The following is a 23,358-nucleotide window of genomic DNA, read 5'->3' as shown; positions in this document are numbered from 1 at the left end:
ATCACTTTCCTCGAAAAATCTTTCGAGTCATTCAACTCGGTCGCCTGCATAAAAACAGCAATCAAACATGCAGACGCAAAAAAGCCGGGAATTTCCCGGCTGCCGCATCATACACACGTTTTCCCAAAGGATCACCCCGCCAGAGGCTTTAGCCGCCCGGCGGGATGAATCAGGTCAACGGTGCATCAAGGTTTGGCTTTTTCCAGGTAACGGAAGAAGTCGCTGCTTGGGTCGAGGACCATGACGTCGGATTTGTTCGCGAAGCTTTCACGGTAGGCTCGCAGGCTACGATAGAAACCGTAGAACTCCTGATCCTGACCGTAGGCCTTGGAGTAGATCGCAGCAGCCTGGGCATCACCGTCACCGCGAACCTCTTCAGATTCACGATAGGCTTCAGCCAGCAGCACGCGGCGTTGACGATCGGCGTCGGCACGAATGCCTTCTGCCAGCTCGTTACCCTTGGCGCGGTGCTCGCGAGCTTCACGCTCACGCTCGGAACTCATGCGCTCGAACACGCTGCGGTTCACTTCCTTCGGCAGATCGATAGCCTTGACCCGAACATCGACCACTTCAATACCCAACTCTTTCTCCGCCATCGTATTCAACGAGGCGGTGATGTCGGACATCAATGCATCACGCTCGCCCGAAACAACCTCGTGCAGCGTGCGCTTACCGAACTGGTCACGGAGGCCCGATTCCAGACGACGTGAAAGACGCTCATCGGCGATCTGCTTGAGGCCGGACGTTGCCGTGTAGAAGCGCTCGGCATCTTTCACGCGCCATTTGGCGTAGGCATCGACCATGACGGCTTTCTTTTCCAGCGTCAGGAAGCGTTGCGTCGGTGCGTCCAGCGTCATCAGGCGTGCGTCGAATTTACGCACCTGGTTAACGTAAGGCACTTTCACGTGCAGACCCGGTTGTACATCAGCCTGGACCACGCGACCGAACTGCAGTAACACCGCACGCTCGGTCTGAGCCACGATGTAGAAGCAGTTCCAGGCAGCGATCGCCACGACGACGCCGATAATAAGGGCGATCAGCGATTTATTGCTCATCAGCGACTCTCCCTGGTACGTGCTTGCTGTTGCTGCAGGTCAGCTGCTGCACGCGCATTCGCTTCGTTGCTGGTGGCTGCCGCACCCGTCACCGGGGCGCTGGTAGTACTGCGACCACTGTCGATCATCTTGTCCAGCGGCAAATACAGCAGATTGCTCTGGCCATTCTTGTTGCCGGTCACGAGAACCTTGCTGGTATTGGTGAAGACTTCCTGCATGGTGTCCAGGTACAGACGCTCACGAGTCACTTCAGGTGCCTTGCGATACTCACTCACCAGTTTGGTGAAGCGATCAGCCTCACCCTTGGCACGCGAGACGGTTTCGTCACGGTAACCATTGGCATCCTCGAGGATGCGCTGGGCCTGACCACGGGCTTCCGGCACGACGCCGTTGGCATAGGTCTCAGCCTGGTTGCGCGAACGCTGCTCGTCTTCACGGGCACGAATCACGTCATCGAAGGCTTCCTGCACTTCACGCGGTGCTGCTGCGTTCTGTACGTTGACCTGCGTCACGGTGATACCGGTGCGATAGGTATCCATGAAGCGTTGCAGACGCTCCTTGATTTCGCTGGCCATCAATTCACGACCTTCGGTCAGCACCTGGTCCATTGCGGTGGATCCCACCACGTGGCGCAAGGCGCTTTCAGTCGCGTGTTGCAGGCTGATTTCCGGCTGATCAACGCTCAGCACGAAGTCCTGCAGGTTGCTGATCTTGTACTGCACGGTCAGCGGAACTTCGACGATGTTCTCGTCTTCAGTCAGCATCTGACCTTGCTTGGTGTACGCACGCTCACGCGTGACGTTTTCAAGATACTTGCGATCGATCGGCGGGAAATAGATGTTCAGACCCGGGCCGACGGTCTCGTAGTACTTGCCGAAGCGCAGCACCACGGCTTGCTCCTGCTCGTCCACGACATAGACCGCGCTGTACAGCCACACGGCCGCCAGCACAACGAGAACGACGCCAAGAATGCCGCCGAAGCCGCCACCCTTGCCCGAACCACCGCCGTCATCACCACGTTTCTTACCACCACCGAACAACCCATTCAGGCTTTCCTGCAGCTTTCGGAAGGCCTCGTCGAGATCTGGTGGTCCCTTGCGGTCGCCGTTATTACGACGCTTGCCACCCCAAGGATCCTGATTATTCGAGTTGCCACCCGGCTCATTCCAAGCCATAGCGCTCTCCATCTGATAAAGCAAAGACGCACCCACGGCGCGCCGACCAATGCTACAGAATGCCTGTCACTGCGGCACAACCGCTTTCTCAGGCTTTTATTGCAAAGTGTGTTCCTCGATGAACTCTGTCGGTACAACGCCTTCACGGCTAACCAGCCGGTTGAGCTCCGAGCGCGGCAATCGAACGGCCAGCAAGCTGACACCTTCTTCGTCGTGTTCTTCTTTCTGCACCGCTCCGAGTTCGAAGAACTGCGCACGCAGTCGAGCGAATCGTTGCGGCAAGCGCAAGGTACCGATGAATAACTCACTGCCCAGCAACTCGGCAATAGCTTGTTCAAGCAATTCCAGACCACTGCCATCACGCGCCGAAAGCCAGACCCGTTGAGGCTTGCCGTTTTCGTCGCGCTGGATTTGTGGCTCAACGCCTTCGAGCAAATCGAGTTTGTTATAGACCTCGAGGATCGGCAAGTCCTGGGCACCAATCTCGCCCAGCACCACCATCACTTGCTCGATCTGCAACATGCGATCCGGTTCGGCCGCATCGATAACGTGCAACAGCAGGTCGGAATTGCTCGACTCTTCGAGGGTAGACCGAAATGCCTCAACCAGCTTGTGGGGCAAGTGGCGAATGAAACCCACGGTGTCGGCCAGGACAATCGGCCCCAGGTCGTCCAGTTCCAGACGGCGCAAGGTCGGATCCAGCGTGGCAAACAGCTGGTCGGCCGCGTACACGTCGGATTTCGTCACGTTATTGAAGAGCGTGGACTTGCCGGCGTTGGTGTACCCCACCAAAGACACGGTAGGAATATCCGCACGGGAACGGCCACGTCGCGACTGCTCTCGCTGGCTGCGCACTTTTTCCAGCCGGCCTTTGATTTGTCGCAGGCGAACCCGTAGCAAACGGCGGTCGGTTTCAAGCTGTGTTTCACCCGGGCCACGCATGCCGATACCACCACCTTGACGCTCAAGGTGAGTCCAGCCACGAACCAGCCGGGTGCTCATGTGGTCAAGCTGAGCCAGTTCAACCTGGAGCTTGCCTTCATGGGTACGGGCGCGCTGGGCGAAAATATCGAGAATCAGACCGGTGCGGTCAATCACGCGACACTCGAAAACACGTTCGAGGTTACGTTCCTGACTGGGCGTTAGCGTGTGATTGAAGATCACCAGGTCGGCTTCTTTAGCGTGAACCAGGTCACGCAGTTCCTCGACCTTGCCGCTACCGATGAGGAATTTGGCGGTTGGCCGATGACGCGGTACGTTAAAAAACGCAACGGTCTCGGCGCCGGCCGAATTAGCCAATTCCTGAAACTCCTGCGGATCTTCGCGCGCCTCAGGGTCCTGTCCATCCAAGTGAACGAGGATTACTCGCTCACCACCACCGTGGCGCTCAAAGAACAAAGGAGACTCCTATCAGGCGTTACCTGGCTCAGCGTCACCCGCTTCGGATTCGGTTGCGCTAGGCAGACGAATTGGACGAACAGGTACCACTGTAGAGATAGCGTGTTTATAAACCATCTGGCTAACGGTGTTTTTTAGCAGGATGACGAACTGGTCGAAGGACTCGATCGTGCCTTGCAGTTTGATCCCGTTGACCAGGTAGATGGAAACCCCAACTTTCTCTTTACGTAAAGTATTCAGGTAAGGGTCTTGTAGCGAATGCCCTTTTGACATGTGCCGCACTCCTTTAAGGATTCAATATAAAAAAATAGGTAAACAGATGGCTTGTGGCCGTCACACCCCCAAGGATAGACGGCAATTGCAAGGACTCAGCTCAATATGGAGATGGTCCCCAAGTATTTCAAGGCGCGCGGCAGATTGTCGCAATCCAGGCTGTCCAACCAATGTAGATCAGCCCAACTGCGCAGCCAGGTGAACTGACGCTTCGCCAACTGGCGCGTGGCAATGATTCCACGTTCCTGCATCTCGGCTTGCGTCAGCTTGCCATCCAGGTAGTCCCAGACTTGTCGATAGCCAACTGCACGTATAGACGGCAACCCGGAATGCAGGTCACTTCGCTTACGCAGGGCTACGACCTCATCAATGAATCCCTGTTCCAACATTAACGTGAATCTTTGTTTAATTCGCTCATGCAGTACTTGGCGATTTGCCGGAGCAATGGCCAAGTTCGCGACAGTATAGGGCAATTGTTGACGCCCCGAAGCGGCTGCTTCAGTACTTTGCGCAGATTGTTGCAAGCGTAGCGCAGTCATGCTTTGACCGCTCACTCTGTAAACTTCCAGCGCGCGACTGAGGCGCTGCGGATCGTTCGGATGAATACGCGCAGCCGATTCCGGGTCGATCACCGCCAATTGATCGTGCAGGGCCTGCCAGCCAAGCCGTGCAGCTTCTTCTTCGATCTGCGCGCGAACGTCTGGATCGGCGGCGGGCATGTCCGCCAGACCTTCGACCAACGCCTTGTAATAAAGCATCGTGCCGCCCACCAGCAGCGGAATTTTCCCGCGCGCGGTGATATCGGCCATGGCCTCAAGGGCATCTCGACGGAAATCCGCTGCAGAATAACTTTCGGCCGGGTCGAGAATATCGATCAGGCGATGTGGAAATTCGGCCAGAGTCTCTTTTGAAGGCTTGGCCGTACCGATATCCATACCGCGATAAACCAATGCCGAATCGACACTGATCAGCTCGCAGGGCAGAACGTTGGTCAGTTCGATGGCCAGATCGGTCTTACCCGCTGCAGTCGGGCCCATCAGGAAAATCGCAGGAGGGAGCTGATTCATCAACGACCGCGCAGAAACAGTTTGTCCAGATCGTCCAGTCCCAGTTGGGTCCAGGTCGGTCGGCCATGGTTGCATTGACCACTGCGCTCGGTGTTTTCCATATCGCGCAACAGACCGTTCATTTCCGGCACGGCCAGACGCCGATTCGCCCGAATTGCGCCGTGACAGGCCATCGTCCCGAGCAACTCGTTCAAATGCGCCTGAATCCGGTCACTGGTCCCGTAATCCATCAGGTCCGCCAGTACATCACTGACCAAACGGTTAGCTTCGGCTTGCTTGAGCAAGGCAGGAATCTGCCGAATGGCCAGCGTTTCCGGACCAAGGCGCTGCAGTTCGAAACCCAGGCGCTTGAACCAGTCGACATGCTCTTCGGCGCAATCGGCTTCACGCTGACTGACGGCCAGGGACTCCGGCACCAACAGCGGCTGACCACTCAAGCCTTCACTGGCCATGGCAATTTTCAGACGCTCGTACATGATCCGCTCGTGAGCGGCGTGCATGTCCACCAGCACCAGCCCTTGGGCGTTCTCGGAAAGGATGTAGATACCTTTGAGCTGCGCAAGCGCATAACCCAGCGGCGGAATATCATCCTGTCCGGCCGGCAACGCGGCGGCATTGGCTTCTGGCAGCGGCGCGAAAAACTCACGATAGGCCGCCTGGGCTTCGGCCACGGGCACGCCGGCGGATTGAGTCCGCGGCGTGTATTGATACTGGTAACCGGCTCCAGCGCCCGAGCCCGCAGGCGCATTTAACGACGGCTGAGCCTGGGGTTGCTCCAGCAACGCATTGGCTGCCAGGCGCATTTCGCCCTGGGGACCGAATTCTCCGGCATCGATGCCGGTCGGTCGAACAATAGCCGTGGCAACGGGGGCCGCCAGATGATCTTCCGGACGCACATCGCCCAGGGCGCGGTGCAAGGTGCCGTAAAGGAAATCGTGGACCATGCGCCCGTCACGGAAGCGCACTTCATGCTTGGTCGGGTGCACGTTGACGTCGACGCCCGCCGGATCGACTTCGAAAAACAGCACGAACGTCGGGTGCCGACCATTGAACAGCACATCGCGATAGGCCTGGCGCACGGCATGCGCCACCAGTTTGTCGCGCACTGCGCGCCCGTTCACAAAGAAATACTGCAAATCTGCCTGGCTGCGGTTGAACGTCGGCAACCCGACCCAACCCCACAAATGCAGGCCATTGCGCTCGATTTCGATCGGCAGTGCCTGCTCAAGGAAACCCGCACCGCAGATGGCAGCCACCCGCCGGGCACGGGCCGCATCATCGTGAGCCTCGTGCAGGCTGAGGATGGTCTTGCCGTTATGGCGCAGATGGAACGCCACGTCGAAGCGCGCCAGCGCCAAGCGCTTGATCACTTCTTGGAGATGATCGAATTCGGTTTTTTCAGTCTTGAGAAACTTGCGACGCGCCGGCGTGTTGAAAAACAGGTCACGCACTTCAACCGAGGTTCCCACCGGGTGAGCCGCCGGCTGCACGCGAGGCGCCATATCCCGGCCTTCGGTCTCGACTTGCCAGGCCTGATCGGCATCTTTGGTACGGGACGTGAGTGTCAGGCGCGCCACGGAACTGATGGACGCGAGGGCCTCACCGCGAAACCCGAGGCTCATGACCTGCTCGAGATCCTCCAGGTTGCGGATCTTGCTGGTGGCATGACGGGCCAGGGCCAAGGGCAGATCATCTGCCGAAATGCCGCTGCCATCGTCGCGCACCCGCAGCAGCTTGACGCCACCCAGCTCGACGTCGACGTCGATGCGTTTGGCGCCAGAATCGAGACTGTTTTCCAGCAACTCCTTGATCACCGAAGCCGGACGCTCGACCACCTCGCCAGCGGCAATCTGGTTCGCCAGCCGAGGGCTCAGCAGCTCGATGCGAGCACCGTTCGTCACCACCTGATTCATTCTTTGGCCGCCAGTTCGGTGCCAGGAATGGTCAGGTGCTGACCCGCTTTCAAGTCATCGCTCTTCAGGTTGTTGGCGCTGCGCAAGGTCGCCGGGGACACCTGGTAACGCACTGCAATCATCGCCAGCGTCTCGCCAGGGTTGACCCGATGATCCCGAGGACCTTGGGCAATCCCGCCGGAATCGCGCAGCCAGGCTATATAGGTGCCCGGCGGTGGATTCTGCTGGAAGAACTGGCGCACGCCGCTGCTGATGGAACGCGCGAGCGCCTGCTGATGGTTCGCTGCCGCGAGTTTCGAGGCTTCGTTGGCGTTGGAGATAAACCCGGTTTCCACGAGGATCGACGGGATGTCCGGGGATTTCAATACCATGAACCCGGCTTGTTCCACGCGCTGCTTGTGCAACGGCGTGACGCGGCCAATGTTGGTCAGGACCTTTTGGCCGACGTTCAGGCTGGAGGTCAGCGACGCGGTCATCGACAGGTCAAGCAATACGCCCGCCAGCATGCGGTCCTTGTCGTCGAGGCTGACGTTGCCGGCACCACCGATCAGGTCGGAACGGTTTTCGCTGTCGGCCAGCCAGCGCGCTGTCTCGGACGTGGCGCCGCGATCAGACAAGGCAAACACCGAGGCGCCGAAGGCCGCTGCAGAAGGTGCGGCATCGGCATGGATAGACACGAACAGATCGGCGCCTTTCTTGCGCGCAATCTCGGTACGGCCACGCAGTGGGATGAAGTAGTCGCCTGTACGGGTCAGTTCGGCGCGGAAACCTTTCATGCCATTCACCTGACGTTGCAGCTCACGTGCGATGGCCAGCACGACGTCTTTTTCACGCTGACCCCGAGAACCCGACGCACCCGGGTCTTCGCCACCGTGACCGGCATCGATCACCACAATGATGTCGCGCTTGCCCGCAGGCGCAGGCGGCAGTTTCACCGGCGGATCGATCGGCGTTACCGGGACCGGGGCCACGGTAGCCACGTTGGTCGGTGCAGGGATTGGCGCGGCGTCGGCGGCGTCATCAAACAAGTCGACCACCAGGCGATTGCCGTACTGGGCATTCGGCGCCAGCGTGAAGCTTTTCGGTGTGACGGCTTTTTTCAGGTCGATGACCACCCGCAGGTCCGTCGGCGTGCGTTGTGCCGAACGCATGGCGGTAATAGGTGTGTTCGACGTATTGACGTTGAGCGGAGCGCCGAGCGATGCGCCATTGATATCAATGACCAGTCGATCAGGTGCCGTCAGGGTGAAGACGCTGTGCTGGACAGGTCCGGTCAGGTCAAACACCAGCCGTGTGTTATCCGGCGCCCGCCACAGGCGCACGCTACTGACCTTCGATTCGGCCACAGCGTTGACGGTTACCGCCAAAAGCAACAATCCTACGGCAGCTACCATCGCGCGAAAGCGCATACCTGACCCCATCATTTAATTGGATTCCAATGCCAAAGCGGCACACCACAACTCGCCACGCGAGCTCTGGGACACTATTTGCAGCGAACGCCCGCTGTCTTGCGGGCTAATGGTAATGGTCAGGTCGGGCTTTGGCAAAAAGCCTGCACCTTTACGGGGCCATTCAATCAGGCACAACGCATCATCTTCGAAGTAGTCACGAATGCCGAGGTATTCCAGTTCTTCGGGATCGACCAGTCTATACAGGTCAAAATGGAAGGCCCGGATGTCACTGATCTCGTAGGGCTCGACCAAAGTGAACGTCGGACTTTTTACCGCCCCCACATGCCCCAGCCCCCGAATGATGCCCCGGGACAGCGTGGTCTTGCCCGCGCCGAGATCGCCTTCGAGAAAAATCAGACCATGCCCTTCAGTGGTTTGTGCGATACGCGCCCCAAACGCGGTCATTGCTTCTTCATCAGCCAGGTACAGGGTTACTTCAGACACGGTGCTTGCTCCTCCAACAACTGACGAATGGCTGGAATCAGATCACTGGCCGCCAGCCCACGGCCAAATTCCCCTTCTCGCGCGCCGGCATTGGCGTGTAGCCACACCCCCAGGCAAGCGGCGTCGAACGTGTCCATGCCTTGCGCAAGCAATGCGCCAACCAGCCCCGCCAGCACGTCGCCCAGTCCAGCAGTGGCCATGGCCGGATGACCCTGATGACACAGCGCCAATCGCCCATCGGGACTGGCAATCAGGCTGCCGGCCCCCTTGAGCACCACTACCGCTGTATATTTTTTGCTCAACGCATGGGCCGCCGCAGGGCGGTCTGCCTGAACCTGCGCAGTCGTGATACCCAGCAACCGCGCCGCTTCCCCCGGATGCGGCGTGATCACACACCCCTTGGGCAAACTCACCTGTGCTTCAGCCAGCATGTTCAGCGCATCAGCGTCCCAGACTTGCGGCAGTGGCGCATTGGCGGCCGCTGACAAAAGACTGCGCCCCCAGGAAGCCTGCCCTAAACCAGGCCCGACGACCAACACGGAAACCTTCTGCAGCAACCCCATCAGCTGATTGGCGGAGGAAGTCCCCAGCACCATGGCCTCGGGGATTCGGGCCAGCGCCGCAGGCACGTGCTCGCTGCGAGTGGCCACGGAGACCATGCCCGCACCGCTGCGTAACGCACTTTGCGCGCTCAACAGGATTGCCCCGCCGAAGCCATGATCACCGCCGATCAGCAGTACATGACCGAATTTACCTTTGTGCGAAGTGGGCGCCCTGGCCGCCAGACGCGGGAGATTACCCGTCGTCAGTCGTCGAGCGCTGGCGTCCGCCTGGTTAATCAACTGCGAATCAGCCTGCAGATCGTTGAACACCAACGCACCTACGCAATCCGCCGCGTCACCGGTGAACAACCCGAGTTTCAAACCGATGAACGTCACTGTAAGGTCGGCTCGCACCGCATCACCGAGCATGCGCCCGGTATCGGCGCAAAGGCCCGAAGGGATATCCACTGCCGCCACCGGCAGACCGCTGGCATTGATCGCGGCAATCGCGCTGGCGTAGGGTTCGCGCACGTCACCTGTCAGACCGGTGCCCAGCAAGGCATCCAGCACAACACCGCGCAAAGGCAAATGCGGATTCCAAGCGTCGATGGTCACGTTATCGGACACGGCTTCGGCATGAGCCAACGCTGCATCGCCCTGCAAACGCTGGGGTTCACCGACGGCCAACACCCGCACTGTCCAGCCGGCGCGCTGGGCAAGTACCGCGACCAGATAACCATCGCCCGCATTGTTACCGTGCCCGGCCAGCACGCTTAACGTGTCCGCCGTCGGCCATTGTCGGACCAGCGCACGCCAGGTCGCGCGCGCCGCCCGGTGCATCAATTCGAAGCCCGATGTGCCTGCCGCTATCAGGCTCGCATCGAGCCCTCGCACTTGCGCGGCACTGTACAGCGCGTCGGGTAAATCATCTTTAGTGTGCGGCATGCGTCTTCAGGCTCCGATGTCTGGCAGAATTATACGCATCTCAGCTCCGGTTTCTCTCGCCTCATGCCCGCTATTACTACAGACCTGCCCGCCCTCGCCCAATCCATCAAGGACTGGGGCCGCGAGCTGGGCTTCCAGCAAGTCGGCATCAGCGGTCTGGACCTGGCTGAGCATGAGCAGCACCTGGAACGCTGGCTCGAAGCTGGCTACCACGGCGAAATGGAATACATGGGCGCCCACGGCAGCAAACGCTCGCACCCGGAAGAGCTGGTACCCGGCACGCTTCGAGTGGTTTCACTGCGCATGGACTACCTGCCAGGCGACACCGAAATGGCCAAACGCCTGGCCGAACCGGAAAAAGCTTACGTTTCGCGTTATGCCTTGGGCCGCGATTACCACAAATTGATCCGTAAACGTGTGCAACAACTGGCAGAAAAAATTCAGGCGGTCATCGGCCCGTTCGGTTATCGCGCCTTCGTCGACAGCGCCCCGGTGCTGGAAAAGGCCATCGCCGAAAAAGCCGGCCTCGGCTGGATCGGCAAAAACACCCTGGTATTGAATCGAAAGGCGGGCAGTTACTTCTTCCTCAGCGAATTGTTCGTCGACCTGCCCCTGCCGGAAGATCCGCCCCACGCGACCGAGCATTGCGGTCGCTGCACCGCCTGCCTGGACATCTGCCCCACCAACGCCTTCGTCGGACCTTATGTTCTGGACGCTCGGCGCTGCATTTCCTACCTGACCATCGAACTCAAAAGCGCGATTCCGGAAGAGCTGCGACCGCTGATCGGCAACCGTGTGTTCGGCTGCGACGATTGCCAGATGGTCTGCCCGTGGAATCGCTTCGCCCGTCCGTCCGGGGAAAGCGACTTCAAGCCGCGACACAATCTGGACAATGCCGAACTGGCGGAGTTGTTCATGTGGGATGAGGCGAAGTTTCTCAGCAACACCGAGGGCTCACCGTTGCGTCGCGCAGGTTACGAGCGCTGGCTGCGCAATCTGGCGGTAGGTTTGGGAAATGCACCGTCGAGCATTCCGGTGATGGAGGCGTTGAAAGCGCGCCGGGACTATCCGTCCGAGTTGGTGCAAGAACACGTCGAGTGGGCGTTGAAACAGCATGGACTCCTGTAGCAGCTGCCGAAGGCTGCGTTCGAGGCCACAGGACTCGCTTAACAATTCCACGCCTACTTTGCAGCCGAACGCAGCCTTCGGCAGCTGCTACACCGGTCGTGCCGGAATCACGCTTCGTCGTTGTAAACGAACTTGGGCATTTCCCAGTGGAAACGAATAGCCAGCAAGCGCAGCAGGAACCCGCCGAACAGCGTCACCAGAATCGCCTGTTCGCCTGGCATCTGCAGATAGATGCAGAGCATGTAGCACCAGGCCGCAGCAAATGACACGCTGGCATAGAGCTCGCGGCGGAAGATCAGCGGGATGTCGTTGCAGAAGATGTCTCGAAGGATGCCACCAAACACCCCGGTGATCACGCCACTGACCGACGCCACCAACATGCCATGCCCCATTTCCAGTGCCGTCATGCAGCCGATCAGGGTGAATGCCACCAGCCCCACGGCATCGAGCACCAGAAACAGTGAGCGCAGGTGGCGCATCCAGCGTGCCGCGAAAACGGTGAACATCGCGGCAATGGACGTCAACACCAGGTATTCCGGATGTTTGACCCATGTGAGCGGGTAATGCCCGAGCAAGACGTCGCGCACCGACCCGCCGCCCAGTGCTGTCACGCAAGCGATCAGCACCACGCCAAACCAGTCCATGCCACGCCGGCCAGCAGAAAGGGCACCGGTCATGGCTTCGGCGGTGATGGCGATCAGGTAGAGCATCAGCAACATGGTGGCGGTCCTTGCAAGAAGGCGCGCAGTCTAGCCATTTAGTTGCGGCACCAAAAGAGCGCAAGAGCAACGCGACCACCTGTGTAGGATCTGCCGCAGGCTGCGATCTTTTGATTTTGCTTTAGCAGCAAGATCAAAAGATCGCAGCCTGCGGCAGCTCCTACACAGGAATCGAGGCTCGTAATCAGAACTTGATGAAATGCTTGCGGTAGTGCTGCAGCTCGGCGATGGATTCGCGTATGTCATCCAGGGCCAGATGCGTGCTGCCCTTCTTGAAGCTGTCACGCACGTCCGGTGCCCAGCGTGCGGCCAGCTCTTTGAGCGTCGACACGTCGAGGTTGCGGTAGTGGAAATAGCTTTCCAGGGATTTCATGTGGGTATAAAGAAAGCGACGGTCCTGGCAAATGCTGTTGCCGCAGATCGGCGACTTGCCCTTCGGCACCCATTTTTCCAGGAAGGCGATGGTCTCGGCTTCGGCTTCGGCCATGCTGATGCGGCTGTCACGGACCCGTTGGGTCAGGCCGGAACCGCCGTGTTGACGGGTATTCCACTCGTCCATGCCGGCCAGGATTTCATCGCTGTGATGAATCGCGATCACCGGCCCTTCGGCCAGGGTGTTCAGATCACTGTCGGTGACGATGGTGGCCATTTCGATGATGACATCGGTATCAGGGTTCAGACCGGTCATTTCCAGGTCGATCCAGATCAGATTCTGCGGGTTTTGCATGTGTCGGCTCCTAGGCAATGCTGCGCAGTTTAGCCTAGGGAGGCGGCCGGGCGTGCTAAACTCGCGGCCGTTTTACCTAATCGCTGCATTCTTGATACGGAACACCCATGGCCAAACGCCAACTCAATCGTCGTCAAAACTGGCGCATCGAAAAGATTCAGGGCGAACGCGCTGCCCGCGCCGCCAAACGCGAGTCCTCGGCTGTCGAGGCCCTCGAAGGTGGCGACCTGGGCCCGGAACAAACCGGCCTGGTGATTGCTCACTTTGGTGTGCAGGTCGAAGTCGAAGCCCTTGATGGCGATTTGGCCGGCCAGGTGTTCCGCTGCCATTTGCGCGCCAACCTGCCTGCGCTGGTGACCGGCGATCAGGTCGTCTGGCGCGCCGGCAACCAGGGCATCGGTGTGATCGTGGCGCAACTGCCACGTAAAACCGAACTCTGCCGTCCGGACAGCCGTGGCCAGCTCAAGCCTGTAGCCGCCAACGTCGACATGATCGTCATTGTCTTCGCACCGCTGCCTGAGCCTCACGCCAACCTGATTGACCGCTACCTGGTTGCCGCCGAGCACGCCGGTATCCGGCCGCTGCTGCTGCTCAACAAATTCGACCTGATCGACGAGCAGAACGCCCCGGCGCTCAACGCTTTGCTGGCGGTCTACCGCACGCTGGGCTACCCGGTGCTGGAAGTATCGGCGCACCACGGCAATGGCATGGAACAGTTGCAAGAGCAGCTGGACGGGCGCATCAGCGTGTTCGTCGGCCAATCCGGCGTCGGCAAGTCCTCGCTGGTCAACAGCTTGTTGCCAGAAGTCGAAACCCGCGTCGGCCCGCTCTCCGAGCTGTCTGGCCAGGGCACCCACACCACCACCACCGCGCGCTTGTTCCACTTCCCCGGTGGCGGTGAGTTGATCGACTCCCCGGGTATCCGCGAATTCGGTCTTGGCCATGTCAGCCGTGCCGACGTCGAAGCGGGCTTCATCGAGTTCAATGACTTGATCGGCACCTGTCGCTTCCGCGACTGCAAGCATGACCGTGAACCCGGCTGCGCGCTGCTCAAGGCGCTGGAAGAAGGTCGCGTGCAACAGCAACGGATGAACAGCTACCGCTCGATCATCGCCAGTTTGCCGGAAAGCACCTACTAAACAGCTGCGCCCGCCCTCCTCGACCCCGAGGAGTCGCGGGCTGCTGTTGTCTGCCTAAACAAAATCCACATTTTTAAACGTCAGACATTTCTGAAGGGCTTCTGCACGCCTACTTGTAGGACTTTTCTCTTTTACCTTTCGGCACTTGTTAGCGCCCGCCTGTTACCTACATTCAAGCCCTCTTCGCACCAGCGATATCGAGGGATACCCCCATGCAAACCTACCACCTGTTCATCAGCCATTCGTGGAACTACGCCGACAAACACGACAGGCTGGTCGAAATGCTCTCTACGCACCCGACATTCACCTTCAAGAACTTTTCAGTACCACCGCACAATCCGATTGTCGGCGCCCTGACCGACCAGCAACTTGAAATCGCCATCGAAAACAAGATTCGTCCCTGTTCCGCCGTGCTGATCATGGCCGGGATGTATTCCACCTACAGCAAGTGGATCAACAAGGAGATCGCGATCGCCAAGCGCATGGGCAAGGTCATCATCGCGATCAAACCGTTCGGGGCCGAGCGGATTTCCACCGTGGTGCGCCGGGCCGCGCATGCGGAATGCGCCTGGAACACCCTCAGCATCATCAGTGCCATTCGCACTCACGCGGCGGACTGAACCATGCGCAGAGGACTGTTTATCGGAATCAATAACTACCGCCATCTCTCCCAGCTGAACGGCTGCAACAACGATGCGATGGCCATGGCTTCGGTGCTCAAGACTGATGCCAATGGCGACCCGAATTTCAAGAACATCGTGCTGACCTCCGCCGAAGATTATTTGAGCCGCGAAAAAATCGAAGATCAGATTCGTGAACTGTTTTCAGGCGACTGCAATGTCGCCCTGTTGTACTTCGCAGGCCACGGCGCTTTCGACGGGGATACGGATGAAGGGATGCTGTTGCCTCAGGATTACAAGTCCAGCAAGGACGGGATCCGAATCAGCGACATCCTTAATTGGGCGTCCAAAGCCGTAAAAATCAAGAACAAGATCATCATTCTCGACTGCTGCCAGGGCGGCTCGGCAGGCGAAGTGCGCGCTTTGCGTAGCGAAAGCAGCATGGTTGGCGAAGGCATGACCATTCTTACGGCCTGCAAGAAAGAAGAACCGGCCATGGAAGGCGCCAACCATGGCGTCTTCACCGGACTGCTGCTTCAGGCATTGCACGGTGGTGCTGCGAACATCCTTGGGAAAATCACTCCCGGCAGCCTCTATTCGTTTGTCGACAATGCGCTCGACGCCTGGGAACAGCGCCCGGTGTTCAAGACCAACGTCTCGCAGTTCATTTCGTTGCGGGAAGTCTCACCGTTAATCCCCAAAGAAATATTACGCAAGCTGCCTGACTGGTTCGCCGAAGCCGAGTCGATATTCGCGCTGGACCCGAGCTACGAACCCACCGAAGCCCGGTTTGAACCGGCTCACGGCGAAGTCTTCGCCCAGTTGCAAAAGTGCAACCGCCACAGCCTGATTGAACCGGTGGACGCCGAACACATGTACTACGCCGCGCTCAACTCCACTGGCTGCCGCCTCACCGCGCTTGGCGCCTATTACCGTGAACTCGCGATCAAGGGACATTTCTGATGCCAGTGTTTATCAGCTACCGCCACATGGATCGCGCCCATGCGATGCAGATCAACAGTCGTCTGATGCAAGCCAATATAAAAACCTACCTGGACGTGCTGGATCCGGAATCCCAGACCACCGATGACATCACCGAGGTCATCACTCGCAACATCAGCGAATGCACACACTTGCTGGCAGTCGTCTCGGAGAGAACCGCACTGTCGTGGTGGGTGCCGTTCGAAATTGGCGAAGCGACGATCAGTAATCGCCGCATCTGCTCCTTCAGGACCGGGCCGACGGAGTTGCCGCTGTACCTGGATAAGTGGCCGAAACTGAGCAGTGCAAAGGACCTCGATTTTTTCATCGAGGCCTACAAAATCGAAGTGAACCTCAAGCGCTCCGCATCCCTGGAATCGATCACGGGCAGCGAGTCCACGCGCAGCTACAACAAGACCAATGCTGACCGCTTCCACACTGATCTCAAAAACCGAATCCGCCGCGGCGTCTGAGACAAGCGCCAGCGCCCACAAAAAAGCCGACATTCACTGTCGGCTTTTTTTGTAGATTACTGCTTCGGCGCCTCGCCGGGTTTCGGTGCGGCGTCCTCGAACAGATTCAACCGTTCTCGAATTTCATGCGCCGGCACTGGCTGCTTGTCAGCCGGCAGGGCATTCGGATCGACCGGTTCGGCCGGCACTTCATCCGGAGCGCCCTGGCCTTGGGGCAGCTGACCGGAAGGATCGGCCCCCTGTGCGCCTTCAATCGCTGCCTGAGCCTTTTTCGTCAGCACGACAATGTCGATTCGACGATTGACCGGATTGAACGGTTTTTCCCGATCGAACAGCGCCGAAGAGGCATACCCGACAACGCGCGCCACCTGAGACTCCGGATAACTCCCGGCGACCAGCGCACGGCGAGCGGCGTTGGCACGATTGGTCGACAGTTCCCAGTTACCGAACTCGCCTGTGCCGGTGTACGGCGTGGCGTCGGTGTGACCGCTGATGCTGATCTTGTTGGGTACCGCTTTGATGGTATCGGCCATGGCCAGCAGGATGTCTTCAAAGTACGGCTTCAGACGGGCGCTGCCAGAGTCGAACATCGGCCGGTTTTCCGCGTCCATGATCTGGATGCGCAAGCCGTTCGGCGTGATCTCGAACAGGATCTGATCCTTGAATTTCTGCAACTGCGGGTTTTCGTCGACCTTGTTCTGCAGTTCCTGCAGCAACAGTTCCAGGCGTTCTTTCTCGACCTGCTCGGCCATGCCTTCGACTTGTTCGGTATCGATGGTGACCTTGTCCGGCTGCGGCTGGGATTTCACTTCAGGGTTGAGGGTGTTTTCCGGCGCCAGGGTAGGCGTGCCACCCAGATCAATAATGTAGGGCGTGCCGCTCTCGGAAAAACCGATCGGGTCCTTGAAGTAGCCCGCAATGGCAATCTTCTGTTCAGGCGTCGCAGTGGACAGCAGCCACAACACCAGGAAGAACGCCATCATCGCCGTCGCGAAGTCGGCGAAAGCGATTTTCCAGGCGCCCCCATGATGCCCGGCAGCGATGCGCTTGACGCGCTTTATGATGATCGGCTGGTTATTTTCCATGATTTAGCGACCGCGAACCGCTTGTTCCAACTCGGAGAAACTTGGACGGTGCGCCGGGTACAGAACCTTGCGACCGAACTCCACCGCCAGCGACGGCGGCATGCCCGATGCGGATGCAACTAGCGAGGCCTTGATGGCTTCGTAGACGTTCAGCTCTTCCTTGGCATCGTGAGCCAGGGAATGCGCCAGCGGACCAAAGAAACCGTACGCCGCGAGAATACCGAAGAAGGTACCGACCAATGCTGCGCCCACGTGCATGCCGATGGCTTTCTGGTCTCCCTCGCCCAGGGACGCCATCGTCACCACGATCCCCAATACCGCTGCGACGATACCGAAACCGGGCATGGCGTCGGCAATCCCGTTGACCGCATGGGAGGGATGCTCAAGGTCTTCCTTGAGGCTGTAGAGCTCCATATCGAACAGACCCTCCAGCTCGTGGGGTGCCATGTTGCCGGAGGACATGATGCGCAGGTAGTCGCAGATGAAAGCGGTCATGCGCTCGTCTTTGAGCACCGTCGGGTACTTGGCAAAAATCGGGCTCGCGGCGGCATCTTCGATGTCACCTTCAATCGCCATCATGCCTTCGCGGCGGCTCTTGTTGAGGATCTCGTAGATCAGGCCCAGCACTTCGAGATAGAAGGCGTGAGTGAAGCGCGACCCGAACATGCTCAAGGATTTCTTGAGCACGTGCATGGTCATATAGCCGGGGTTGGCCTGCAGGAATGCGCCGAGGGCCGCACCGCCAATGATCAATACCTCGAAAGGCTGGATCAGGGCGGCAATTTTGCCGTGGGAAAGTACGTATCCGCCGAGCACGCTCGCGAATACGACGATGATGCCGATTATTTTAGCCATAGGTAGGAGAGCACTTACTGAGTCGGGTTCAAGGTCATATTCGGAAGTTAAAAAATCTCTTCTTCTACTTATCGGCAAAACTGCGCCAGACTATAGGCCGTTCAGGCGAAAAGCCACTTTGACCCATTCAGGGCGTAGGTAATGCAGACGATGATTGCGTCCAACCATGGCTAACGAAACGAACGTTCCAACACCAACACCCTCCACGCTCGAAGGCTGGATCAAGCTTCTCGACGGCGTTCGCCTGCCGGTTCCGCAAGCCAGTCATGACCGCGTTTGCAGCGCGATTCGCAACAACCGCAGTTCGTTGCGCGACATTGCCGAATTGATGCAGGGCAGTCCGGCCCTGGCCTTGAGTGTGATTCGCGAAGCCAACCGGCAACTGCACGGCGGTTTGAGTGAACCGGCGGAGAACCTTGAGGTGGCGATCAATCGCCTCGGTTTGAAGCGTACCGAAGAACTGCTCGCTCGCCTGCCCGCGCTCCCGTTGTCGGAAATTCCCGTCGCCTTGCGCCAGCTGCAAATGATCAGCCAGCACGCCACACAACAGGCCAACGGTTTTTTTGCCCATCGCCTGGCGCGACTGTGGCAGGACATCCACTGGGGCAGCCTGTTGTTCCTCTCGCCACTTTGGCCGATGGCGTTGACTCATCCGCAACTGCTCCAGGAATGGGAACTGCGGGTGATCCACAGAGGCGAATCCGCGCGCAAGGTTGAAAAGCAGTTGTTCGGTGTACGCCTGCTGGACATCTGCCAGGCCCTGGCCGATATCTGGCGCCTGCCGATCTGGGTGCAGCAGGGTTATCGACTGTTGATGAGCGAGCAGCGCGAATTGGTCCAGGTCCTGCGCATCGCCCGTGACAGCGATCACCCATTGCGCCAGCAAAATCGCCTCGATGACGACCCGACCCTGCGCCGCTGGCTCAATCAGCCGGCCAATACAGTATTGCTGGCCAATGGTCTGGCGCTGTCGGCGCAACACGCCTGGGACAGTCCGCACAGTGAACGCTGGCAGTACCTGACCAGCCTTTACCTCCAGGTACCGATGGACCACGTGCAGCAGCAGTTGCACCAACAGGCTGCCAATAGCGCCCGTTACCACGCGATGCCCGACCTTTGGCACCCCGCCGTCTCGCTGATCTGGCCGTGGGGCATGAACCGGGCGGCGGCAGGTTCGCTTGCGGCCCCGGCGCCCACTGCGCAAGATTTAGCCAAATGGCGTAAACAATGTGCCGAGCTGCTGGCGGAACCGAGTCGCTTCGCCAATGCGATGCACCTGACCACGTCTGCCCGGGACGCGTTGCTCGCCTGCGGCATGCGACGGGTGATGATCCTGATGGCCGATCGCACTCACGCCAATCTTCGCGTGCACCAGTGCGCCGGTTTGCCCAAGGACGCATCCAGCCTGAATCTGCAGGTGAGTCAGAGCACCGTGCTGCAACGACTGCTCGCGCAACAGGCTCAGGTCCGCCTGACGCCGGAAAACAGCGCGCAGTTTTCGGCGCTGTTACCGGCGAGCCTGCGCTCACTTTTTGGTGGCGAGCATCTGCTGCTAAGGTCATTGGTCAACAATGGGCGGGTGATCATGCTGGTCGTGGCCGACCAGGGTGGCGGGCCGTTCTCGGAAATCACCGTGCAAGCCTTCGGCAAAACCGCCCAGTGCATCGAGAAGGCCCTGCACAGCTTTAGCCACCGCGGCCAATAAGGCTGCGTTACAATCCCTCCTTTTGTGCTCTGGAGACCTCACATGTCTGACTTCTCTGGCTTGGCGCTGGTGATAGAGCCCGGCGACCTGCTCGCCCGTCTTGACGCCCGCAATCTGATTTTGGTGGACCTGACCAGCAGCGCCCGCTATGCCGAAGGGCATATACCTGGCGCGCGGTTTGTCGACCCCAAACGCACGCAACTCGGCCAACTACCCGCTCCAGGCCTGATGCCGCCGCACGCTGCGCTCGAAACGCTGTTCGGCGAACTTGGCCACAACAAAGACGCGGTCTACGTGGTTTATGACGACGAAGGCGGCGGCTGGGCCGGACGGTTTATCTGGTTGCTCGATGTCATCGGCCACAAAAACTATCACTACGTGGATGGCGGCCTGCTGTCGTGGCTGGCGCAGGACTTGCCGGTATCGACCGAGGTCCCTGCCCCGGTGGGTGGCCCGGTGAGCCTGACCCTGCATGACGAACCCACGGCCACCCGCGAATACCTGCAAAGTCGCCTGGGTGCCGCCGACCTGGCGATCTGGGACGCACGCGGTCCGCTGGAGTATTCCGGCGAGAAGGTCCTGGCGGCCAGGGCCGGACACATTCCCGGCGCGGTCAACTTTGAATGGACCGCAGGCATGGATCAGGCGCGCAACCTGCGCATCCGCACAGACATGCCGCAGATCCTGGAACAACTCGGGATCACCCCGGACAAAGAAGTTATTACTCACTGCCAGACTCACCATCGCTCTGGCTTCACTTATCTGGTGGCCAAGGCGCTCGGTTATCCGCGCGTCAAGGGCTACGCCGGCTCCTGGGGCGAATGGGGCAACCATCCCGACACCCCTATAGAGAATTAAGGTTTTTAAGGACAGTTAATGAATAAGCGTTTGTTTATCCTCAGCCAATACCTGCTGCCCCACCACTTGCTCTCGCGACTGGCCGGCTGCATTGCCGAATGCCGCGTGCGCTGGTTCAAGAATGCGTTCACGGCCTGGTTCGCCAAGCGTTATCAGGTGGATATGTCTCAGGCACTGGTCGAAGACCTGACCGCCTATGAACACTTCAATGCCTTCTTCACCCGCGCACTGAAAGACGGTGCCCGTCCACTGGACGAGACGCCGGGCGCGATCCTCAGCCCGGCCGATGGCGCGGTCAGCCAGCTTGGCCCGATCGAGCACGGCCGCGTGTTTCAGGCCAAGGGTCACAGTTTCAGCGTGCTGGAACTGCTGGGCGGTGATGCGGCCAACGCTGCGCCGTTCATGGGCGGTGATTTTGCGACCATTTACCTGTCGCCGAAGGACTACCATCGCGTGCACATGCCACTGGCCGGCACTTTGCGTGAAATGGTCTACATTCCGGGCCGCATCTTCTCGGTCAACCAGACCACGGCTGAAAACGTGCCAGAGCTGTTCGCCCGTAACGAGCGTGTGGCGTGCATTTTCGACACCGAGCGCGGACCAATGGCCGTTGTGCTGGTCGGCGCGATGATCGTGGCGTCGATCGAAACCGTCTGGGCCGGATTGGTGACACCGCCAAAACGCGAACTGAAAACCTTCCGCTACGACGAAGCAGCTCGCGCACCAATCCATTTGGAGAAAGGTGCTGAACTGGGTCGCTTCAAGCTGGGATCCACCGCGGTCGTGCTGTTCGGGCCTGATCAGGTGAAGTGGGCTGAAGGCCTGGGCGCTCTTTCCCCGGTGCAGATGGGCCAGGGTCTGGGTTTGCCGAAAGTCTGATTCAACCCCGCACCATCCCCTGTGGGAGCAGCTTGCTACCACAGGGGATGGTGAACATGTCGCGATACCTTCACCCAACTTAGCTGCTACAGTCAGGTCATTCACTGCCCATTTCCCGGTTGGAGTTTTTACCCGGCATGAATGAGACCAATCCCCTCCTGCTGCTCCGCGCGCCCGTCCCTGAACAGTTGCGACTGTCGTTCTGTGAGCCCACCCCGCGCGACCTGAAGCGCTGGATAGCTAATCTGCCCAAAGCCAACATTGGTGAGACCGCTCGCCAGCTCTATAAGGGCCTGGGCGAACTCAACCAGTTGCTTACCCCCAGTGAAAACCGCCTGCAACTGCTCGAACTGATGCGACCCGAGGTGTACTACGTCTGCAAGCACCTGGAGCGGCATTTCCTGCATCAGGCCATTGTGCTCGACGAACGCTCACGCAAAATCGCCAACCTGTGCCAGGCACTGCAAAGCCATCTGGCGATTGGCTATAAACAGATCGTCGTGCGCATCGTCCCGCGCTTCAGCAAGGACCGGGCGCCACTGCTGACCCAGGCGTTGCAGCGAGCGATTCATTGCCTCAACGGCCCCATGGTTCGCGCTACTCAGCTTTATTGTCCTGTGCCCGAAGGTCTATGGCTGGAATTGCATCAACTGTATCGGATCGCCTGTTCGCACCATCTCCAGCATTTGAACCTGCGTGACGAACTGGCCAGCCAGACACACACCCTGAGCATCGAGCAAACCTATGTCGCAGCGCTGCTGATGGGCGCCGCGCGCTGTAATCAGTTACGCCAGAACCAAATCGCTCGCCTCGCCGAAGTGCTGGAACCCTGGAGCCATTTGATCAAGCTGCAACCCGGCAAACCGAACGGGTTGTTTGCCGTCGCACCCGAACTCGACACCGGGCCTCGTTACCGCTCCAAATTCCGGCTCGAGCAGCAGGAGCAGTTGCTGGCCATCGATCCGCAGCCGTTAGTCGCCGCTATCGAAGCCCATGTGCTTAAAACCGAAGGTGCCAACCCCTTGCTCGTTCCTGCGGGGTTGAACCTCGACACGTTGCAGCACCTGATCGCGGCCTGGGGCCAGACGGCCGAACGCAGTTTTCAGCGCACCGCCAGCCAGGGCACCTTGACCCTGTGCGTGGGCATGAGCGCCCTGCATTATTACCTGGGTGGACAACGTTCATTCAGTGATCTGCTGAAACATCAGGGCTCCCGGCACGCGAAATTTGCGGCGACGTCCCCGACTGCGAAGGGACATGATCAATGGAGCCACGCCTTTGATGCAGCGCCCCATGGCAACACCGACGCCATGCTGCCTTACGAGGAGATCGAATACCCGCAGCTGCAAAGCGATGACAGTAATGAAGCGTCCGACAGCAACCGGCATTTTCCCACCTATGCACTGCCCGTGATCAATCACAGCCCCGGCGGTTATTGCCTGGCCTGGCCTGGTGCGGTACCGACCGAGCTTCAGGCGGGCGAGATGGTCGGCATCGAGGACGTTGCGGGGCAAGGCTGGAGCATCGCGGTAGTGCGCTGGATTCGTCAGGTCCGTGGCGGAGGAACGCAAATGGGCATCGAACAGGTCGCACCTTATGCCGAGCCTTGCGGCCTGCAACTGATGCGTTCGAGTGATGACCATAGTCACTATTTGCGCGGCCTTTTATTGCCAGCCATCAGCGCGGCCGACCTGCCCGCCACACTGCTCGCTCCCCGATTGCCTTTTCAGGAGGGCAACAAGGTCATGATCAACACCAATGGCGACGAACGCCGCGCCGGCCTGGATCGGCGGGTGGCGAGCACCAACAGCTTCAATCAGTTTGCTTACCGTGCACTGGAGACTGTCAGACACGAAAACGCCGCAGAGAGCGGCGTTGAAGAGGAATTTGATTCGTTGTGGAAATCGCTTTGACGAGTACATCTTG

The 23,358-nt window shown here is 59.2% G+C and carries 22 protein-coding genes; 9 read left to right on the top strand and 13 right to left on the bottom strand.

Translation table 11 applies throughout. From position 1 onward, the window contains the following. Positions 1-185 precede the first annotated feature (185 nt). The 9 genes from hflC to GBC55_RS08930 all read right to left on the bottom strand — a co-directional run bounded on the left by hflC (position 186) and on the right by GBC55_RS08930 (position 10,263). Positions 186-1,055: a protease modulator HflC gene (gene hflC, locus GBC55_RS08970; RefSeq protein ID WP_162437109.1), complete on the bottom strand. Its 870-nt coding sequence runs from the start codon at positions 1,053-1,055 to the stop codon at positions 186-188. Further along, positions 1,055-2,230: an FtsH protease activity modulator HflK gene (gene hflK, locus GBC55_RS08965; protein ID WP_162437110.1), complete on the bottom strand. Its 1,176-nt coding sequence runs from the start codon at positions 2,228-2,230 to the stop codon at positions 1,055-1,057. The genes hflC and hflK overlap by 1 nt, the downstream gene beginning before the upstream one ends. A gap of 96 nt (positions 2,231-2,326) precedes the next feature. Next, on the bottom strand, positions 2,327-3,628 hold the full coding sequence (gene hflX / locus GBC55_RS08960; RefSeq protein ID WP_162437111.1) for a ribosome rescue GTPase HflX: 1,302 nt from the start codon (positions 3,626-3,628) through the stop codon (positions 2,327-2,329). Positions 3,629-3,640: 12 nt separating this feature from the next. Then, positions 3,641-3,901 (bottom strand): RNA chaperone Hfq, encoded by a 261-nt coding sequence (gene hfq / locus GBC55_RS08955; protein ID WP_007902656.1) that lies wholly within the window; start codon positions 3,899-3,901, stop codon positions 3,641-3,643. A 95-nt stretch (positions 3,902-3,996) separates the two neighbouring features. Further along, complete coding sequence (gene miaA / locus GBC55_RS08950; protein WP_162437170.1) at positions 3,997-4,968, bottom strand: tRNA (adenosine(37)-N6)-dimethylallyltransferase MiaA; 972 nt, start codon at positions 4,966-4,968, stop codon at positions 3,997-3,999. Continuing rightward, a complete protein-coding gene (gene mutL / locus GBC55_RS08945; protein WP_178114287.1) occupies positions 4,968-6,869 on the bottom strand; it encodes a DNA mismatch repair endonuclease MutL in 1,902 nt (633 codons plus the stop codon). The genes miaA and mutL overlap by 1 nt, the downstream gene beginning before the upstream one ends. 8 nt (positions 6,870-6,877) lie before the next feature. After that, positions 6,878-8,305 (bottom strand): N-acetylmuramoyl-L-alanine amidase, encoded by a 1,428-nt coding sequence (locus GBC55_RS08940; RefSeq protein WP_162437113.1) that lies wholly within the window; start codon positions 8,303-8,305, stop codon positions 6,878-6,880. Continuing rightward, positions 8,306-8,776, bottom strand: a complete 471-nt coding sequence (tsaE, locus tag GBC55_RS08935) for a tRNA (adenosine(37)-N6)-threonylcarbamoyltransferase complex ATPase subunit type 1 TsaE (protein WP_162437114.1) — start codon at positions 8,774-8,776, stop codon at positions 8,306-8,308. It abuts the gene before it with no gap. Next, positions 8,764-10,263, bottom strand: coding sequence for an NAD(P)H-hydrate dehydratase (locus GBC55_RS08930; RefSeq protein WP_162437115.1), 1,500 nt, complete (start codon positions 10,261-10,263; stop codon positions 8,764-8,766). Before GBC55_RS08930 ends, tsaE begins: the two co-directional genes overlap by 13 nt. Before the next feature lie 63 nt (positions 10,264-10,326). Here GBC55_RS08930 and queG point away from each other — a divergent pair, with 63 nt between their 5' ends. After that, entirely contained in the window at positions 10,327-11,391 is a 1,065-nt protein-coding gene (gene queG / locus GBC55_RS08925; RefSeq protein ID WP_162437116.1) for a tRNA epoxyqueuosine(34) reductase QueG, read from the top strand. 107 nt (positions 11,392-11,498) lie between these two features. Here the strand turns inward: queG and GBC55_RS08920 are convergent, their stop codons facing one another. Then, complete coding sequence (locus tag GBC55_RS08920) at positions 11,499-12,110, bottom strand: trimeric intracellular cation channel family protein (RefSeq protein ID WP_162437117.1); 612 nt, start codon at positions 12,108-12,110, stop codon at positions 11,499-11,501. Between the two features lie 184 nt (positions 12,111-12,294). Beyond that, positions 12,295-12,837 (bottom strand): oligoribonuclease, encoded by a 543-nt coding sequence (orn, locus tag GBC55_RS08915; RefSeq protein ID WP_007995036.1) that lies wholly within the window; start codon positions 12,835-12,837, stop codon positions 12,295-12,297. Positions 12,838-12,944: 107 nt separating this feature from the next. On the opposite strand from orn, the gene rsgA reads away from it, so the two are divergent. The 4 genes from rsgA to GBC55_RS08895 all read left to right on the top strand — a co-directional run bounded on the left by rsgA (position 12,945) and on the right by GBC55_RS08895 (position 16,050). Then, on the top strand, positions 12,945-13,976 hold the full coding sequence (gene rsgA, locus GBC55_RS08910; RefSeq protein ID WP_162437118.1) for a small ribosomal subunit biogenesis GTPase RsgA: 1,032 nt from the start codon (positions 12,945-12,947) through the stop codon (positions 13,974-13,976). Between the two features lie 212 nt (positions 13,977-14,188). Beyond that, positions 14,189-14,596: a TIR domain-containing protein gene (locus tag GBC55_RS08905; RefSeq protein WP_162437119.1), complete on the top strand. Its 408-nt coding sequence runs from the start codon at positions 14,189-14,191 to the stop codon at positions 14,594-14,596. A 3-nt stretch (positions 14,597-14,599) separates the two neighbouring features. Further along, positions 14,600-15,559: a caspase family protein gene (locus GBC55_RS08900; protein ID WP_162437120.1), complete on the top strand. Its 960-nt coding sequence runs from the start codon at positions 14,600-14,602 to the stop codon at positions 15,557-15,559. Then, entirely contained in the window at positions 15,559-16,050 is a 492-nt protein-coding gene (locus GBC55_RS08895; protein ID WP_162437121.1) for a TIR domain-containing protein, read from the top strand. Before GBC55_RS08900 ends, GBC55_RS08895 begins: the two co-directional genes overlap by 1 nt. 56 nt (positions 16,051-16,106) lie before the next feature. Here GBC55_RS08895 and motB read toward each other — a convergent pair whose 3' ends face one another. Continuing rightward, positions 16,107-17,135: a flagellar motor protein MotB gene (gene motB, locus GBC55_RS08890; RefSeq protein ID WP_162437122.1), complete on the bottom strand. Its 1,029-nt coding sequence runs from the start codon at positions 17,133-17,135 to the stop codon at positions 16,107-16,109. Between the two features lie 3 nt (positions 17,136-17,138). After that, on the bottom strand, positions 17,139-17,990 hold the full coding sequence (gene motA, locus GBC55_RS08885; protein ID WP_162437123.1) for a flagellar motor stator protein MotA: 852 nt from the start codon (positions 17,988-17,990) through the stop codon (positions 17,139-17,141). 166 nt (positions 17,991-18,156) lie between these two features. Here motA and GBC55_RS08880 point away from each other — a divergent pair, with 166 nt between their 5' ends. The 4 genes from GBC55_RS08880 (at position 18,157) to GBC55_RS08865 (ending at position 23,345) form a co-directional block, all read left to right on the top strand. Continuing rightward, a complete protein-coding gene (locus GBC55_RS08880; RefSeq protein ID WP_162437124.1) occupies positions 18,157-19,695 on the top strand; it encodes an HDOD domain-containing protein in 1,539 nt (512 codons plus the stop codon). Between the two features lie 42 nt (positions 19,696-19,737). Continuing rightward, complete coding sequence (locus tag GBC55_RS08875) at positions 19,738-20,553, top strand: rhodanese-like domain-containing protein (protein WP_162437125.1); 816 nt, start codon at positions 19,738-19,740, stop codon at positions 20,551-20,553. Positions 20,554-20,571: 18 nt separating this feature from the next. Beyond that, positions 20,572-21,432 (top strand): archaetidylserine decarboxylase, encoded by an 861-nt coding sequence (asd, locus tag GBC55_RS08870; protein WP_162437126.1) that lies wholly within the window; start codon positions 20,572-20,574, stop codon positions 21,430-21,432. Between the two features lie 137 nt (positions 21,433-21,569). Next, on the top strand, positions 21,570-23,345 hold the full coding sequence (locus GBC55_RS08865) for a molecular chaperone (RefSeq protein WP_162437127.1): 1,776 nt from the start codon (positions 21,570-21,572) through the stop codon (positions 23,343-23,345). The last annotated feature ends 13 nt before the right edge of the window (positions 23,346-23,358 follow it).

It is taken from the genome of Pseudomonas sp. TNT3 (genome assembly GCF_010095445.2).
GTDB lineage: Bacteria > Pseudomonadota > Gammaproteobacteria > Pseudomonadales > Pseudomonadaceae > Aquipseudomonas.
Note: the sequence above shows the minus strand (reverse complement) of the source record. Positions and strands in the feature narration are given on the sequence as shown.

Excerpts from the sequence above, each read along its gene's own strand:
- hflC (WP_162437109.1), bottom strand. The coding sequence starts at position 1,055 with ATGAGCAATAAATCGCTGATCGCCCTTATTATCGGCGTCGTCGTGGCG.
- hflK (WP_162437110.1), bottom strand. The coding sequence starts at position 2,230 with ATGGCTTGGAATGAGCCGGGTGGCAACTCGAATAATCAGGATCCTTGG.
- hfq (WP_007902656.1), bottom strand. The coding sequence starts at position 3,901 with ATGTCAAAAGGGCATTCGCTACAAGACCCTTACCTGAATACTTTACGT.
- miaA (WP_162437170.1), bottom strand. The coding sequence starts at position 4,968 with ATGAATCAGCTCCCTCCTGCGATTTTCCTGATGGGCCCGACTGCAGCG.
- GBC55_RS08940 (WP_162437113.1), bottom strand. The coding sequence starts at position 8,305 with ATGATGGGGTCAGGTATGCGCTTTCGCGCGATGGTAGCTGCCGTAGGA.
- GBC55_RS08930 (WP_162437115.1), bottom strand. The coding sequence starts at position 10,263 with ATGCCGCACACTAAAGATGATTTACCCGACGCGCTGTACAGTGCCGCG.
- queG (WP_162437116.1), top strand. The coding sequence starts at position 10,327 with ATGCCCGCTATTACTACAGACCTGCCCGCCCTCGCCCAATCCATCAAG.
- GBC55_RS08920 (WP_162437117.1), bottom strand. The coding sequence starts at position 12,110 with ATGTTGCTGATGCTCTACCTGATCGCCATCACCGCCGAAGCCATGACC.
- orn (WP_007995036.1), bottom strand. The coding sequence starts at position 12,837 with ATGCAAAACCCGCAGAATCTGATCTGGATCGACCTGGAAATGACCGGT.
- rsgA (WP_162437118.1), top strand. The coding sequence starts at position 12,945 with ATGGCCAAACGCCAACTCAATCGTCGTCAAAACTGGCGCATCGAAAAG.
- GBC55_RS08905 (WP_162437119.1), top strand. The coding sequence starts at position 14,189 with ATGCAAACCTACCACCTGTTCATCAGCCATTCGTGGAACTACGCCGAC.
- GBC55_RS08900 (WP_162437120.1), top strand. The coding sequence starts at position 14,600 with ATGCGCAGAGGACTGTTTATCGGAATCAATAACTACCGCCATCTCTCC.
- GBC55_RS08895 (WP_162437121.1), top strand. The coding sequence starts at position 15,559 with ATGCCAGTGTTTATCAGCTACCGCCACATGGATCGCGCCCATGCGATG.
- motB (WP_162437122.1), bottom strand. The coding sequence starts at position 17,135 with ATGGAAAATAACCAGCCGATCATCATAAAGCGCGTCAAGCGCATCGCT.
- motA (WP_162437123.1), bottom strand. The coding sequence starts at position 17,990 with ATGGCTAAAATAATCGGCATCATCGTCGTATTCGCGAGCGTGCTCGGC.
- GBC55_RS08880 (WP_162437124.1), top strand. The coding sequence starts at position 18,157 with ATGGCTAACGAAACGAACGTTCCAACACCAACACCCTCCACGCTCGAA.
- GBC55_RS08875 (WP_162437125.1), top strand. The coding sequence starts at position 19,738 with ATGTCTGACTTCTCTGGCTTGGCGCTGGTGATAGAGCCCGGCGACCTG.
- asd (WP_162437126.1), top strand. The coding sequence starts at position 20,572 with ATGAATAAGCGTTTGTTTATCCTCAGCCAATACCTGCTGCCCCACCAC.
- GBC55_RS08865 (WP_162437127.1), top strand. The coding sequence starts at position 21,570 with ATGAATGAGACCAATCCCCTCCTGCTGCTCCGCGCGCCCGTCCCTGAA.